This window comes from Rhodococcoides kroppenstedtii (genome assembly GCF_900111805.1).
In the GTDB taxonomy this organism is placed as follows: Bacteria; Actinomycetota; Actinomycetes; order Mycobacteriales; family Mycobacteriaceae; genus Rhodococcoides; species Rhodococcoides kroppenstedtii.
Genome location: NZ_FOJN01000014.1, coordinates 54936 through 69022, shown reverse-complemented (window position 1 = coordinate 69022; position 14087 = coordinate 54936). Strand labels below are relative to the sequence as shown.

The window sequence follows — 14087 nt, the reverse complement described above, 5'->3', positions numbered from 1 at the left end:
ATGGCGTCGAACACACCGGGGTTTTCCCGTTCCTACCGAGAGGTAACCCCTGACCGATCGATTCGACGCCGCGCGTCGTGCGCGGCAACCGACGACACGTCAGGAGTTCGAGCAAACCATGGCACAGATCTCGATCGACACCCAGCGCGGAACCCTCGTCGCGCAGCTGCGCGCCCTGCTCCAGTTGACGAACACCGAGGTGCAGGTGGCCGAGACCCGCGTCGTCCAGGCCCGAACCGATGCGGTGCGTCGCGAGCTCGAGGAGAACGCCGCCAACGGACGTACCCGATCCGAGCGCATCGCGACCGCCATCCGCGATCTGGGGAGCACCCCGGACGTCGTCGCACCGTTGCTCGGCCGCCTCACCGCCGCGTTGAAGGCCGTGGCCGAGCAGGCGCAGCCCTTCGACGAGGCCCTGCTCGGTGACCTCGCGCTCGAGCACCAGCTTCTCGACCGCGCCCGGTACGTCAAGGCGCTGGCCACCGCGACGAACGACACCGCCGTCGTCTCGCTGGCCGACAGCCTGATCGACGCGCACTCCGCGACCGTCGACTGGCTCACGACCGTCCTGGCCGAAGACGCCCTCGGTGGCCCGGCCGCCCTGCGTCGTACGCCGATTCAGGCCGCCACCGGCGCTGCCGTGCGCTTGATCAACACGCCGGTCACGTGGTCCGCTCGCAGCGTCGACCGTGCTGTCGACACCGCCCGCGAGGTGCCCACCAAGGTGGCCGAGCTGCTCGGCCGCGGCCAGAGGGCCGGCGAGCTCACCGTGGACACGCTGGTGGCGAGCCGCGATTCGGCGCTCGAGGCCGCCGAGGAGACCACGCGAGAGGGTGGCGCGGAGGGCGTCGCCGACGCGATCCACAAGGCCCGCGCGGCCACCGGTTCGCTGTCCGCCGACGAGCTGCCCGTCGACGGCTACGACGAGCTGAACGTCTCCGCGGCCGTCGCCGCGATCAAGGACCTCGACGCACCCGCCGACGTCCGCACGGTCCTCGCCTACGAGGAGCAGCACAAGAACCGCCACAGCGTCGTCTCCGCCGCGCAGACGCGGATCGCCGCCATCGCCAAGGAGGTCGTCGGCGTCGAGTGATCGATGCCCACGACGGTTTGCGAACGACGAACGCCCCGGATCCGATCGGATCCGGGGCGTTCGTTCGTCGGCGGTCGGTCAGGCGCGAGCCGAGGGCGGACGCGGTGTACGACGACGGCGGTCACGCTGGGGGACGTACGACGTGCAGCGGGACATCACGCTCTCCCACCAGTCACGGGTCGCTCCGTCGTCCGACCAGACCACCGTCTCGACGTCGCGAGCGGTGTCGCGTCCGGACGGCGCAGGCCCCGGTTCGCGGGGCGACGGTTCTTCGATGTGCAGGGTCATGGGGTGAACTCCTGTCGACGTGCCTCGCATCCGTCGACACGGGTGAATCGGCCGCGGCTCTCGAACGAGGAGAGCTACCGAACACCCGAGTGGCGGATGACTTCGACGCCACGTTTTTCGAGCGCTCGCCACGATTGTTACCCGCATTCGGGCGTGTCGACACACGATCCGCGTCCCCTGCACAACCGGAATCGGTTCAGTGCGTCTCGCGCCACCAGGTGTCCGACGGGGTGACGGGCATCGTGCGCTTGTGCCGGGTCCTGACGTACCAGCTCTCGATCGTCGTCGCGGCGTCGTCCGGTACGTCCTCGCCCTCGAGATATGCGTCGATCTGCGCGTAGGTCACTCCGAGTGCTTCTTCGTCGGGAAGGGCGGGGCGGTCGTCCTCGAGGTCCGCCGTCGGGACCTTGCTCCATGTGCTCTCCGGCGCGCCCAGCTCACGCAGCAGCGCCGCGCCCTGCCGCTTGGTGAGACCGGTGAGGGGAACGAGGTCGACGCCGCCGTCACCGTACTTGGTGTAGAAGCCGGTGACGGCCTCCGCGGCGTGGTCGGTCCCGACCACCAGGAGGTTGCGTTCGCCGGCCAGGGCGTACTGCGCGACCATGCGCTCACGGGCCTTGATGTTGCCCCGCACGAAGTCTCGCAGCCGGTCGACGCCCAACGCGGCGGCCGCGGCGGTGCCCGCGCCGTCGGCGGAGGCCTTGATGTCGACGCGCACCGTCTCGTCGGGTCGGATGAAGTCGAGGGCGATCACGGCGTCGTCCTCGTCGGCCTGCTGCCCGTAGGGCAGACGCACCGCGAGGAATCGGACGTCGTGTCCGGCCTCGCGTGCCCGCTCGGCGGCCAGCTGACACAGCCGACCCGTGAGGGTGCTGTCCTGACCGCCGCTGATGCCGAGCACGAAGCCGGCGGTCCCGGTGGCCGCGACGTAGTCCGCGAGAAACGCCACGCGGGAGTCGATTTCGGCGGCCGGGTCGATGGAGGACCGGACGTTCAGTTCGGCGCGAATGGTGTCTCGGAGGCTGCTCATGGGGCAACGCTAGCGCCGTTCGCCGCGATTCGCCGAGGGTGTTTGCGCTCGGTCGGCCGGGGAAGCCGTGAGCCTCGGGGCTTCGATCGGCCCGCCACGTCACCGCCCGAGGAGGAAACGACCCGAATGTCGACCGAACGCATCGAGGGAGACGCCGCGCAGCCGGAGGAACGGGTCGACAGCGACGCCGACCTCGAGGACCTGTGTGCGGAGATCGCCGACCTCGCCGACCGCGCCGGCCTGCGCATCGCCACGGCCGAGTCGCTCACCGCGGGGAACATCGCCGCCAACCTCGGTCGCGCTCCCTCGTCGGGCCGCTGGTTCCGCGGCGGCGTCGTCGCCTATGCGGAGGAGGTCAAGCACGGTCTGCTGCGCGTCCCCGACGGGCCGGTGGTCAGCGAGGCATCCGCCCGCGCGATGGCGGCCGGGGTGGCTGACCTGACCGGTGCCAACCTGGCGGTCGCCGTGACGGGCGAGGCCGGGCCGGACACCGATGAAGACGTGCCGGCGGGGACGGTGTGGTTCGGCCTCGCCGACCACGGTGAGGTCACCGCCGAACGAGTAGTGTTCGACGGTGATCCGCCCGAGGTGCTCGCGGCGACCATCGAGCACTCACTTCGGCTGCTGCGCGACCACGGGCGGGAGCGCGCCCGCTGGTGACCGTCAGGCGCCGAGGGCGAGCAACGCGATGTCGTCGATCGGACGCAGTCCGGGAATGAGGTCGACGAGGTCCTCGACCACGTCGTCGACCGGACGTCCGAGACGCTGCCGCACGAAGTGGACGAGTCCCTCCTCGCCGAACATGGTGCGCCCGTCCGGACGCGCCTCGGTGATGCCGTCCGTGTAGAGCAGCAGCGTCTGCCCGGGGGCGAGCCGGAAGCTGCACGCACTGAAGTTCGCCTTCTCCAGGGCTCCGACGAACATGCCGGTACTGGAACGGATTTCGTGAACGTCCTCGGTGTCGGGATCGAGGAGCAGGGCCGGTGGGTGTCCGCCGGTGGCCAAGGTGATGCGAAAACCGCCGCGTGGGTCGGGTGTCGCGATGCCGAAGAGGACGGTGCAGAACCGCTTCTGCGTGGGGTCGAGCATGAGCACCTGGTTCAGCTCGGCGAGTCCCTCCGCGGGATCCGGCTGATGCAGTGCGGCCGCGCGCAGCGTGTACCGAACCAACGAGGTGACCGACGCGGCGCCGGCCCCGTGGCCCTGGACATCACCGAGGAAGAACGCCCAGCGACCGTCACCGAGCGCGAAGACGTCGTAGAAGTCGCCGCCCACCTGCAGCGGCGAGACCGCGTGATAGTGCGACGCGAGGGTGAGGCCGTGGATTCTGGGCAGCGACGGCGGCAACAGCGTGCGCTGCAGCACGGCGGCGTAGTCGGTGATCTGAACGGTGTCCGACTCGGCACGTGCGCGCCGGGCACGCTCGTCCCGCACCGTGGTCATCGCGGCCAGGCGCAGTTGCAGTTCGTCCACCACGACGGCGGCGAGGTCGGACAGCACATCGACGTCCGCGATGTCAGCGGGGTCGCGGGCGATGGTGTCGAAGACGTTGACGGTTCCGAGCCGATGGCCGTCCGCCGTCACGATCGGGGCGCCCGCGTAGAACCGGATGCCCGCCTCCCCGTGCACGAGCGAATTCTCCGCGGCCGGGCCGTGGCACCGAGCATCGGGAACGACGTAGACGCCGTCGTGCGCGATCGCGGAGGAGCACAACCCGTCCTCACGCGGAACGCGGTCCGGAATGCCGTCGCCGTAGCGCGCGGCGAACCAGATGTGATCCGAGTCGACGATGGTGACCGACGCGAAGGCCGTGCCCATCCATCGCGCGGCCAGACGGGCGATGCGATCGAACGCGCCGTCGGGTGGGTTTTCCAGAACGTCGTAGCGGGAGATCGCGGCGAGACGAGCAGCCTCGACCTCGGCGGCGGGATCGGGCGTCGTCGACGACCGGACCTCGAGGTCGGGAGGGTCGACGGGGGAATCGTGCAGAGCGGTCATGATGCCTCCAGGGTGGACAGAGAGCGAAAGCGAGTGCTCTCCCCGGGTCTGGAGGAGGCGGAACCCCGGTCGGTGCGAGTTCGACGTGCTGTCGTGCGACTTCAGTCTACGAGATCGCGGGAGCTTTGTGCACCCCGCACGCCGACCGCGTCGGCACGGTCCCAGCGCATGATGACCTCGGTGCCGGCGGCCGCGGAGGTGACCGTCACGTCGTCGGTCAACGTCTCGATGAGCGGCAGTCCCCGCCCGCGGAGCGGGCCGGGTTCGCTGGACGACCAGGTGCCGTGATCACGGACGGCGATCTCGAGTCGACCGGAATCGGCCGTGTGCTCTGCACGCAGGTCGAACACACCGCGGTGGGACGACGAGGTGTACGCGTGTTCGACGACGTTGGCCATGGCCTCGTACACCGCGAGGACGACGTCCGGCACCCGGTCGGGCTCGACGGCCCCGGCCGACAGCCACCGGGACAAGACGACACGGACGTCGGAGATGCGGCGCGGGTCGGCGTCGAGGTCGGTCAGTACCAGGGGTTCGGGCCCCGGCCTCGGGGTCTCGGCGTCGATCACAGCGGGAGTAGTACCCCCGGATCGCGGGTCCCTCACCTCGAAGCGGCGGTCAGGCGAAATCGGACCGACGGGCGTCGCCCGTGGCCGCGAGGGCGTCCTGCCGGGACGCATGGATCGGGAACGTCTCGTCGAGGCCCACCAGCTGCAGCGGGCGGGCGGTCGCAGCACCGGTGGCCACGACGGAGAACACGACACCGTCGGGAACGGACTGATGGGACTGGACGAGCACGGTCATGCCGGCCGAGGCCAGGAAATCGACTCCGGTGAGATCGACGACGAGCGCTTCGGTGGCCTCGTCCCGCACCGCGTCCACCGCGTCCTGCAGGATCGGCGCCGTCGCCAGGTCGAGTTCTCCGACGACCGTGAGGATTGCTGCCCCGTTCTGCAATTCGGTGTCGACACGGAACGAGTCCGTGGAGTTCTCGGCGACCGACATCGACATCCTGCCTTTCCCGGCCCGTACGTACGGGCTCTGCATTCGACCAACCATTCAAGCAGCCCTCACCGGACGGGGTCGAGTCGGCCGGTCGGGGCCACGGCGCGGTCGGCGCCCTCGGTGTCTTCGGCGCCGTCGTCGGCCGCCGGCTCCGGCAGCGCGTCCGTGTAGACGCGCTCGGTGTCCAGAGCGATGTGCTCGAGCGAGTACCGCGCCCGCGCCCGGTCCGCCGCCGACATGCCGAATCCGGTGCGCCAGCCGTCGTCGTCCAGCAGACGGCGAACGGCCTCGGCGACGGCACCCGGGCTGCGCCGCGGAACCAGGACCCCGGTGACGCCGTCGATGACCGTGTCGAGCAGACCGCCGACCGCCGAGGCGACCACCGGCGTTCCGCAGGCCATGGCCTCGATCGCGGAGATGCCGAACGGCTCGTACCCGGGGGTGAAGACCGCCAGGTCCGCGGCGCGCCAGAAGTCCGGCATACGGTCGCGAGGGATGGGGCCGATGCGCACACGATCGGCGACCCCGTGGGTGCGCGCGAGGTCGGTCAGTCGACGAGCTTCCGGATCGGACGCGACGTCGGTGTTCGCGCCCGCGGCGATGCTCAGCTCGGCGTCGGGGATCGCGGCCAGGGCGGCGATGGTCAGGTCGAATCCCTTGCGCGGCACCAGCCGTCCCGCAGCGGCGAGACGGTACCGCCGGGGCGAACGTCCGCCCGAAGCGATCGGGGCCGGGTGAAACGTGTCCAGGTCGACGCCGACCGGGATTACCGAGATCGACCGGCGCGGAACGCCGAGACGGACGAGGTCGCCGACGTCCTCCGACGCGGTGGCCACGACCCGCGACGCGGTGCGCGCGAGGAGCTTCTCCACCTTGCCGCGGGCGACGGTGTCGGGACTGCGATCACCGCGATTCCGCCGGGCCGCCTCGGCCAACGTGTGGAACGTGACCACGGTCGGTACGGGGCCGGATCGGGTGGCGATCCGCGCGGCGAAAGCGGACGTCCAGTAGTGGGCATGAACGACGTCGGGCCGCTCGAGAGCCCAGCGGCTCGCGAGCCCGTCGGCGAAATCGCCCAGGTGCGGGACGAGGGCTTCCTTCGCCAGCGGCCCCGGCGGCCCGGCGGGAACGTACGACACGCGGTAGCCACCGGCGGTGTCGACCTCGGAGGGGGCGGTGGGGTCGGCGCATCGGGTGTACACGGTCACGCTGTGACCTCGACCGGACAGCGCCGCCGCCAGCGCGTCGACGTGCGCGTTCTGACCGCCGGAGTCGATTCCGCCCAGGGGCGCCCGAGGATCGGCGTGCGCGGACACCAAGGCAACTCTCATGAGACATCCATCCCTGCTGCAGTCTCGACAACGGACAGCCGCTGGTGGATGAACGGCGAAGCACGACACCGGAGAATCGACACCCGGACGTGGTCGTGGAATTGACCGTATCCGATCTTCGGAAACATCCACAGCCGGGTCGGCTACGAATACCAAGCCGGGTCGGCTACGAATACTTCGCCCGAACCGGCGTCGGATGCCGTGCTTCGCCTACGAGAGTGGCTGGGGCGGGCCTACTTCAGCGGGTCGTGCCCCCAGTTCATCAACGAGTACCGCCACCGCGAGTTCTCGACGTCCTTCTTCGGCCCCTGGGCGCTGTGGCGGTGCACGTAGCCGACCACTTTCTTCATCTTCGCAGCGTCGTCGTCGGTGAGGTCCGCCTTCTTCGTGCCGAGGATTCGCACGATCTCCCGGCCCATGGCGTGTCCGGTGGACTCGCCGTCGGAGGAATCGCCGACGGACTTCGATTCGTCGGTGTCGAGCCACTCGTCCAGTTGCTTGGCAGTGAGATTGACCGCGTCCTTCCAGTCGTCCCAGACGTCGTCGACCGTGGTGTCGTTGCTCATGGACACGGCGTTCCCGGACGCCGGGCGGTCGAACCCTCGCCCGCCGTCTGCTGTGCTTCGATGGGGCGATGAGCACGCTGGTGTGTTTCCACGCGCATCCCGACGACGAGGTCTTCGGCACCGGGGGTGTCATGCGGTCCGCATCCGACGCCGGTCACCGGGTGGTACTGGTGACCGCCACCGACGGGGCGCTGGGCGAGGTGCCGGACGGGCTGCTGGACGAGGGCGAGACCCTGGTGCAACGACGGCAGGCCGAGGTGGCGGCCTCGGCTGCGGTGCTCGGGGTGCATCGCGTGGTGAACCTGGGCTACGCGGACTCGGGAATGGCCGGGACGGAAGGCAATACGGCTCCCGGGGCGTTCGCGACGGTGGACGTCGAGGAGGCCGCCGCGACGCTGGCCGAGGTGCTGCGCGAGGAGAACGCGACCGTGCTGACGGTGTACGACCCGAACGGTGGCTACGGGCATCCGGACCACGTACAGGTGCACCACGTCGGCACCCGGGCGGGTGCGCTCGCCGGAGTGCCGTACGTCTACGAGGCAACCATGAACCGGGACCACATGCGCATGCTGATGGAGGCCAACCCCGCCTGGAACGAGCAGCCGGACGGTGCCGAGGCAGGGCAGACGGGACAGTCGGGCCCGCGTCCGGACGTGGAGGCGTTCGGGCTGCCGGAGTCGGAACTGACCACCGCGGTGGACGTGACGGCCGTGCTCGATGCCAAGCGCGCCGCGATGCAGGTGCACGAGTCGCAGATCGGCGATTTCGGGCCCTTCCTGGCCATGGAGCGTGACGTCCTGGCCGTGGTGTTCGGCACCGAATGGTTCCGTCGCGTCACCCCACCGGCAGCCGTCGGTGCGGCCAGAGAGACGGCGTTGCCGCTCTAGCTGTACGACGGCCGACGATCGACGACGTCGCCTGAGCGCCCTGCGTTTCTAGAACGGGGGTGGGGTGTCGTCGGGTGGGATGACCCTGCGGAGTCGGTTGCGGTTTCGTTCCTGTCGTCGGCGGGCGTGTTTCTGCTCGGTGCGTGGGGCGGGTCGTCGGCGTTCGGTGAGGCCCGGCGTTGCTCGTCGCGGCGTTGGCGTGTCGGGTGGGTCGCCGAAGACGATGGTGTCGAGTCCGGGGTGGACGTCGTGGCCGGTGAACGCCGGCCCGAGGACGGTCCGTCCGTCGGGGATGGTGATGGTGCGGATCAGCCGACTCGGGTCGGCGGGGTCGGGGTACTGGTCGTCGACGAAGTCGGCGAACGTCTTCAGCAGGTGGTGGAAGCGGCATTTGGCGCCGAGTCCGGCCGCGTTGGTGCGCCCGCCCCGTTCGGGGTGGGTGTGGTCGTATTCGGTGATGTGGTCGAGGTCCCCGTCCCGGGCGGGTCGGTTGCAGCCGGGCCAGGTGCAGAACAGATCGCGCGCACGGATGTACGCATCCAGGGCTGCGGAGGGCCGGTAGGGGTTCGACGGTTGCGTCGCCGGCAGTGGGGTGTCGGTGCCGTCACCCAACGGCCGGATGATCGTGCCGGGGTCGGCGGCGAGGTCGCGGACGTGGGCGCCGGAGACGATGCCGATGCCGGCCAGGAATCCGACGCCGTCGACGAAGTCCATGCCCATGGGTTCCTCGCACCCGCGGGTGTGGTCCTCCGCATCGTCGGCGGCGTCCGCATCGCAGGTATGAGCAGGGACGGCGGCGGTCTCATCAGCGTCCGCGGAGACGTCGACGCGATCCAGTGACACCGACGGCGCCGCAACGGGTTCCGACGCGGACGGTTCCGTGGCAGCAGCGGGTTCTGTCCCGGACGTTTCAGGCGCGACCGACTCGGCCGAGGCGGAGCCCGTAGCAACGGGTTTCGACACAATCGGTTCGGCCGCGACCGACTCGGCCGAGGTCGGGCTCGCTACGGGACCGCCCTCGACCGCTGCGTGGTCCACACCCGGTCGGGGGAGGTGCTGCGGTGACCGGCAGACGCGCTCGTTCTCGGGGGCGGGGACGGGGCCGGTGAGGGTGGTGGTGTCGGTGACGAGGTGGATCACGATGCGGGGCGCGGTCGCCGCGAATGTGGTGAGGTCGATGTTCTTGTGGCGGCAGTCGGTGATGGGGCGGTCGCAGTCGCAGCCGAATCCGGTTTGGGTGATCAACGCGTAGTGCGCATCGGAGGCCCGCGCGGCCTTGGAGCGGGTGTCCTTCGGGCACACCTGCGCAGCCAACCTCGTCACGGACGCGTGGAGCGCGACGATGTCCTCCGCCGGCCGGGTGTCCGTCGCCGACGCCACACCGTCACGGCCCATCTCGACGGTGAACTCCCGATTCCGCTTCGCCTTCTCCCGCCGGGCGCGGACGGCATCGGGATCACGGCGGTCGACCATCATGTCGACCATGGCCTCCATCCGCGCCGGCGACCACGATCCGGGTCTGCGGAGGGCGCGGGCGATGTCGGCGTCCACCAACGCGGCGTAGCACTGCCCTTCGATCAGTTCGGTGCGGGAGACGATGGTGCGGATGTGGTGCGGGGTGACGACACCGTCCCGCAGGCATTCCGCCACCCTAGGGAGTCGGTCGCGGAGGGCGACGGCGTCGGTGAGCAGGGTGCGGGCGGCCCCCTGGGTGATCGACAACGTGGTGGCGATGGTGGCGGCGCAGCGGGTGTGCGCGTCGAGCTCACGCCGGTCCTCGTCCTCGAAAGGCTCCACCAACTCCGCGTGCATCGACGCAGCGAGTTGGTATTCGAACCACTTCAGGTACGCGACGCCGGCGGCGGCGTGGACGAGCCCGTCCAGCGCTTGCGAGGAGGGGAGGTCGGTGGTGGCGGGAAGACCGAGGGCGGCGTGGTCGAGCGCCGCCCACGGCACCGCCGTGTTCTGCGTCCCCACCTGCACACCCGCCATGTCGCCGACCCCCCCAGTCGCTCGTATGTTCGAGTGTACCGTCACCCACCGACACGATCCATGACACGCACGCACGAACCCGGCGACGACCGGAAAGTCCCGGAGGCCGGGGTGAGTGCGCGATCGGTCCGTGCTCGGGTGGTAGACAAGTCGCACACCGGACATGGACGTGCCGGTGCACCACGACGGTCGGGGAGGCTCGTGCGCATCGCTCTGCTGTCGTACCGGAGCAAGCCCCACGTGGGTGGTCAGGGCGTGTACGTCGCTCGGCTCGGCAAGGCGCTCGTCGATGCCGGCCACACCGTCGAGGTGTTCTCGGGGCAGCCCTACCCCGTGCTCGACCCCCGCATCACGCTGACCCGCGTGCCCAGCCTGGACCTGTATCGTGAACCGGACCCGTTCCGCACGCCGCGGCCCTCCGAGATCCGGGACTGGATCGACGTGCTCGAGGTCCTGACCATGTGGACCGCGGGCTTCCCCGAGCCCCTCACGTTCGGCCTGCGGGCGGCCCGTCTCCTCGGGAACCGTGCAGCGGATTTCGATGTCGTGCACGACAACCAGTCGCTGAGCTACGGACTGCTGCGACTCCGGCGACCCTGGGTGGCGACGATTCATCACCCGATCACCCGCGATCGAGACCTGGACCTTGCCGCCGCGTCCTGGCGGCGTCGAATCACGCTGCGGCGCTGGTACGGATTCCTCGCGATGCAGCGGCGAGTCGCGCGTCGGGTCGGACACGTGATCACGGTGTCGCGAAGCTCGGCCGACGACATCGTCGACGCGTTCGGGGTGCGAGAGAACGTGGTGTCGGTGATTCCGCTGGGGGTCGACACCACCGTGTTCCGGCCCCGCGGGGAGCGGGTACCGGGACGGATCGTCGCCGTCGCCAGCGCCGACGTCGCCCTGAAGGGCGTCCGGCACCTGCTCGAGGCCGTGGCGAAGCTGCGCACCGAACGTGACGTCACCGTCGAATTGGTGTCGACCATCGACCCGGCGGGCCCGACGCGTCGCACCATCGAGCGGCTGGGGTTGGGCGACGCGGTGACCGTCCACGCCGGCCTGACCGACGAGGAACTCGCGACCGTCCTGGCGGGGGCCGAGGTGGCGTGCGTTCCGTCCCTGTACGAGGGTTTCTCGCTGCCGACCGTCGAAGCCATGTCCTGCGGTACGCCCCTGGTGGTGAGTCGCACGGGGGCGATTCCCGAAGTGGTCGGACCGGACGGGGAGTGCGCCGACCTCGTCGAACCGGGGGACAGCGAGGCGCTCGCGGCGGCGCTGGGCGCCGCGCTGGACGACCACGACCGTCGCGTCGCCATGGGGCACCGCGGCCGCGCGAGGGCGGAATCGACGTTCTCGTGGCCGGCGGTCGCCGCCGCCACGGTGGAGGTCTATCGCGCGGCGATCGCCGCGCAGCACGAGAGGGAGCGACGCCGCACATGTTGACGATGGACTTCGACCGACTCGGCTTCGGTGTCGGTGACCGGGTGATCGACATCGGGTGCGGCCTCGGTCGGCACTCGTACGAGCTCTACCGGCGCGGCGCGCACGTCGTGGCGTTCGACCAGAACGCGGCGGAGCTCGACGAGGTGAAGGTCATGTTCGGCGCGATGGAGGCCGAAGGGCAGGTGCCCGCATCGGCCTCCGCCGAGACGGTGGTGGGAGACGCGCTCGCCCTGCCGTTCCCGGACGGTCACTTCGACGGCGTCGTCGTCTCCGAAATGCTCGAACACATTCCGAACGATCGCGCCGCCATCGCCGAGATCGCCCGCGTCGTCCGGCCGGGCGGCACCGTGGCGGTCAGCGTGCCTCGGTGGCTGCCCGAACGCATCTGCTGGGCGCTGTCCGACGAGTACCACGCGAACGAGGGCGGCCACGTCCGCATCTACCGGGCGAGCGACCTGCGCAAGGCTCTGAGCGACGCCGGCTTGGAGGTCACGCACACGCACCACGCCCACGCACTGCACGCTCCCTACTGGTGGCTCAAGTGCGCGGTGGGTGTGAACGAGAACGACAACCGACTCGTGCGCTCCTACCACTCGATGTTGGTGTGGGACATGATGAAAGCGCCCGCGGCGACGCGCTGGGCGGAGCGCCTGCTCGACCCGGTGATCGGCAAGTCGGTGGTGATCTACCTCCGCAAGCCGCCGGCCCCGCAGGCCGACGGAGACGAGGCGGCGTCGTGAGCCGGCCGACCCCCGACGTTCCCGCCGTCCCCGGGGTGCTCACGGCCGAGCAGTGTCGTGACACCGCCGAATCCATTGCCGCAGTCCAGCTCCGGTCGGGTGTCATCCCCTGGTCGCCCGCGGGCCACGAGGACCCGTGGGACCACGTGGAGGCGGCGATGGCGCTGTCGGCGGCCGGTTTCACCGAGGAAGCCGACGCCGCCTACGAGTGGTGTCGGCGCACGCAGCGCGAGGACGGGTCCTGGCCGCTGCAGACCCGCGCCGGCGTCGTGGAGGACGCGGGCTCGGACACCAACTTCTGCGCGTACGTCGCGGTCGGAGTGTGGCATCACTTCCTGGTGACGGGCGACGACGCGTTCGCGCTCGCGCTGTGGCCCACCGTGCAGCGGGCCGTCGACTTCGTGCTGTCGCTCCAGACCGACCGGGGGGAGATCGGCTGGGCGGCCGGGCCCAACGGACCGAACGTCGACGCCCTGCTCACCGGCAACGCCAGCATCCACCACAGTCTGCGCTGCGCTCTGGCGCTCGCCGCGTACATCGGTGACCCGCAACCGGATTGGGAGGTCGCCGTCGGGCGGCTCGGTCACGTCCTGCGGCACCATCCCGACGCCTTCGTGCCGAAGACGACGTACGCGATGGACTGGTACTACCCGATCCTGGGTGGCGCGGTGCGCGGACCGGAGGCCCGGCGCCGCATCGGCGCTCGGTGGTCCGACTTCGTGGTGGAGGGCCTCGGCATCCGATGCGTCGACGACCGGCCGTGGGTCACCGGAGCCGAGACGTGTGAGTTGGTCCTGACCCTCGATGCGCTCGGTGACGACGCCGCCGCGCTCGAATTGTTCGGCGCCATGCAGCATCTGCGCGACGACGACGGGGCGTACTGGACCGGCCTCGTCTACGCCGACGGCAAGCGATGGCCGGTCGAACGGACCACGTGGACGGCCGGCGCGGTCATCCTGGCCGCGGACGCGCTCGCCCGCGCCACCCCGGCGTCGGGCATCTTCCGCGGCGACGACCTCCCCACTGGGTTGTCCGGGGCGCACCGTCGGTGCGGGTGCGCCGGGGAGTCCTACCCCGCGGGCGTGCCCGGCTGACCCTCGGTGCGCACCAGTACCCGCAGCGACCCGACGGCGCGCACGTCGGTGAACTGCCCACTGGCGCGGGCGCGTTCGTAGATCAGGAACGGCGGGCGTCCGCCGTCGGCGGGGTCGGGGAAGACGTCGTGGATGACGAGGGCTCCGCCCGGCTGCACCCACCGCGCCCAGCCCTCGTAGTCCGCCGACGCGGCGGCCTCGGTGTGGCCGCCGTCGACGAACAGGAACGTCAGTGGCGTGCGCCAGAACGACGCGACGTCGGCCGACCGGCCGACGACGGCCACCACCACGTCTTCGAGATCGGCGTCGGCGACCGTGCGGCGGAAGGCACCGAGCGTGTCGAGCTTGCCCACGGCCGGATCGACCAGGGACCGGTCGTGGTACTCCCACCCCTCCTGATGCTCCTCCGACCCGCGATGGTGGTCCACGGTGACGATGCGTCCGGCCGTCGCGCGGGCCGCCGCGCCCAGATAGATCGTCGACTTGCCGCAGTACGTCCCGATCTCGACACCCACACCGGCGCCGAGGAATTCGCGCGCGGCGGCGTGCAGGGCGAGGCCCTCGTCGTCGGGCATGAAGCCGCGCGCCGCGCGGGCGTGGCGGAGGAGGTCGGACGGCAT

15 protein-coding genes are annotated in these 14087 nt (G+C 70.6%); 6 read left to right on the top strand and 9 right to left on the bottom strand.

Annotated features, from left to right (window positions below; translation table 11 throughout):
- The first annotated feature begins 118 nt into the window (after positions 1-118).
- Positions 119-1093, top strand: a complete 975-nt coding sequence (locus BMZ18_RS15725; protein WP_068362676.1) for a hypothetical protein — start codon at positions 119-121, stop codon at positions 1091-1093.
- 78 nt (positions 1094-1171) lie between these two features.
- Here the strand turns inward: BMZ18_RS15725 and BMZ18_RS15720 are convergent, their stop codons facing one another.
- Both BMZ18_RS15720 and nadE read right to left on the bottom strand, forming a co-directional pair.
- Positions 1172-1381 carry a hypothetical protein gene (locus tag BMZ18_RS15720; protein ID WP_068362672.1) on the bottom strand — a complete coding sequence of 70 codons (210 nt, stop codon included), beginning with the start codon at positions 1379-1381 and terminating at the stop codon, positions 1172-1174.
- 196 nt (positions 1382-1577) lie between these two features.
- Positions 1578-2411, bottom strand: a complete 834-nt coding sequence (gene nadE, locus BMZ18_RS15715) for an NAD(+) synthase (protein WP_068102462.1) — start codon at positions 2409-2411, stop codon at positions 1578-1580.
- A gap of 126 nt (positions 2412-2537) precedes the next feature.
- Between nadE and BMZ18_RS15710 the strand changes: the two genes are divergently transcribed.
- Entirely contained in the window at positions 2538-3071 is a 534-nt protein-coding gene (locus BMZ18_RS15710) for a CinA family protein (RefSeq protein ID WP_068362670.1), read from the top strand.
- 3 nt (positions 3072-3074) lie between these two features.
- On the opposite strand, the gene BMZ18_RS15705 is transcribed toward BMZ18_RS15710, so the two are convergent.
- The 5 genes from BMZ18_RS15705 to BMZ18_RS15685 form a co-directional block, all read right to left on the bottom strand.
- Positions 3075-4409, bottom strand: a complete 1335-nt coding sequence (locus BMZ18_RS15705; protein ID WP_082895000.1) for a PP2C family protein-serine/threonine phosphatase — start codon at positions 4407-4409, stop codon at positions 3075-3077.
- 101 nt (positions 4410-4510) lie between these two features.
- Positions 4511-4978 (bottom strand): ATP-binding protein, encoded by a 468-nt coding sequence (locus BMZ18_RS15700; RefSeq protein ID WP_244516565.1) that lies wholly within the window; start codon positions 4976-4978, stop codon positions 4511-4513.
- Positions 4979-5027: 49 nt separating this feature from the next.
- On the bottom strand, positions 5028-5414 hold the full coding sequence (locus tag BMZ18_RS15695) for an STAS domain-containing protein (protein ID WP_068362756.1): 387 nt from the start codon (positions 5412-5414) through the stop codon (positions 5028-5030).
- Positions 5415-5479: 65 nt separating this feature from the next.
- The gene (locus BMZ18_RS15690) at positions 5480-6745 is read right to left on the bottom strand and encodes a glycosyltransferase (protein WP_068362666.1); all 1266 of its coding nucleotides are present in this window, start codon (positions 6743-6745) and stop codon (positions 5480-5482) included.
- 233 nt (positions 6746-6978) lie between these two features.
- Entirely contained in the window at positions 6979-7311 is a 333-nt protein-coding gene (locus BMZ18_RS15685; RefSeq protein ID WP_068106071.1) for a DUF3140 domain-containing protein, read from the bottom strand.
- A 68-nt stretch (positions 7312-7379) separates the two neighbouring features.
- On the opposite strand from BMZ18_RS15685, the gene BMZ18_RS15680 reads away from it, so the two are divergent.
- A complete protein-coding gene (locus tag BMZ18_RS15680; RefSeq protein ID WP_068362664.1) occupies positions 7380-8198 on the top strand; it encodes a PIG-L family deacetylase in 819 nt (272 codons plus the stop codon).
- A 48-nt stretch (positions 8199-8246) separates the two neighbouring features.
- Here BMZ18_RS15680 and BMZ18_RS15675 read toward each other — a convergent pair whose 3' ends face one another.
- The gene (locus BMZ18_RS15675; RefSeq protein ID WP_074922287.1) at positions 8247-10190 is read right to left on the bottom strand and encodes an HNH endonuclease signature motif containing protein; all 1944 of its coding nucleotides are present in this window, start codon (positions 10188-10190) and stop codon (positions 8247-8249) included.
- A 201-nt stretch (positions 10191-10391) separates the two neighbouring features.
- On the opposite strand from BMZ18_RS15675, the gene BMZ18_RS15670 reads away from it, so the two are divergent.
- Genes BMZ18_RS15670 through BMZ18_RS15660 form a run of 3 tightly spaced genes read left to right on the top strand, consistent with a single transcriptional unit; the run spans position 10392 to position 13467 of the window.
- Entirely contained in the window at positions 10392-11633 is a 1242-nt protein-coding gene (locus BMZ18_RS15670) for a glycosyltransferase family 4 protein (protein WP_068363146.1), read from the top strand.
- A complete protein-coding gene (locus BMZ18_RS15665; RefSeq protein ID WP_068363149.1) occupies positions 11627-12373 on the top strand; it encodes a class I SAM-dependent methyltransferase in 747 nt (248 codons plus the stop codon). Before BMZ18_RS15670 ends, BMZ18_RS15665 begins: the two co-directional genes overlap by 7 nt.
- Positions 12370-13467 carry a prenyltransferase/squalene oxidase repeat-containing protein gene (locus BMZ18_RS15660; RefSeq protein WP_068363151.1) on the top strand — a complete coding sequence of 366 codons (1098 nt, stop codon included), beginning with the start codon at positions 12370-12372 and terminating at the stop codon, positions 13465-13467. The genes BMZ18_RS15665 and BMZ18_RS15660 overlap by 4 nt, the downstream gene beginning before the upstream one ends.
- Here BMZ18_RS15660 and BMZ18_RS15655 read toward each other — a convergent pair.
- On the bottom strand, positions 13443-14087 hold the full coding sequence (locus tag BMZ18_RS15655; protein ID WP_074922298.1) for a class I SAM-dependent methyltransferase: 645 nt from the start codon (positions 14085-14087) through the stop codon (positions 13443-13445). The genes BMZ18_RS15660 and BMZ18_RS15655 overlap by 25 nt on opposite strands.

Bases quoted from the DNA above. Each gene is read 5' to 3' on its own strand.
- BMZ18_RS15725 (WP_068362676.1), top strand. From the start codon at position 119: ATGGCACAGATCTCGATCGACACCCAGCGCGGAACCCTCGTCGCGCAG.
- BMZ18_RS15720 (WP_068362672.1), bottom strand. From the start codon at position 1,381: ATGACCCTGCACATCGAAGAACCGTCGCCCCGCGAACCGGGGCCTGCG.
- nadE (WP_068102462.1), bottom strand. From the start codon at position 2,411: ATGAGCAGCCTCCGAGACACCATTCGCGCCGAACTGAACGTCCGGTCC.
- BMZ18_RS15710 (WP_068362670.1), top strand. From the start codon at position 2,538: ATGTCGACCGAACGCATCGAGGGAGACGCCGCGCAGCCGGAGGAACGG.
- BMZ18_RS15705 (WP_082895000.1), bottom strand. From the start codon at position 4,409: ATGACCGCTCTGCACGATTCCCCCGTCGACCCTCCCGACCTCGAGGTC.
- BMZ18_RS15695 (WP_068362756.1), bottom strand. From the start codon at position 5,414: ATGTCGGTCGCCGAGAACTCCACGGACTCGTTCCGTGTCGACACCGAA.
- BMZ18_RS15690 (WP_068362666.1), bottom strand. From the start codon at position 6,745: ATGAGAGTTGCCTTGGTGTCCGCGCACGCCGATCCTCGGGCGCCCCTG.
- BMZ18_RS15685 (WP_068106071.1), bottom strand. From the start codon at position 7,311: ATGAGCAACGACACCACGGTCGACGACGTCTGGGACGACTGGAAGGAC.
- BMZ18_RS15680 (WP_068362664.1), top strand. From the start codon at position 7,380: ATGAGCACGCTGGTGTGTTTCCACGCGCATCCCGACGACGAGGTCTTC.
- BMZ18_RS15675 (WP_074922287.1), bottom strand. From the start codon at position 10,190: ATGGCGGGTGTGCAGGTGGGGACGCAGAACACGGCGGTGCCGTGGGCG.
- BMZ18_RS15665 (WP_068363149.1), top strand. From the start codon at position 11,627: ATGTTGACGATGGACTTCGACCGACTCGGCTTCGGTGTCGGTGACCGG.
- BMZ18_RS15655 (WP_074922298.1), bottom strand. From the start codon at position 14,087: ATGCCGTCCGACCTCCTCCGCCACGCCCGCGCGGCGCGCGGCTTCATG.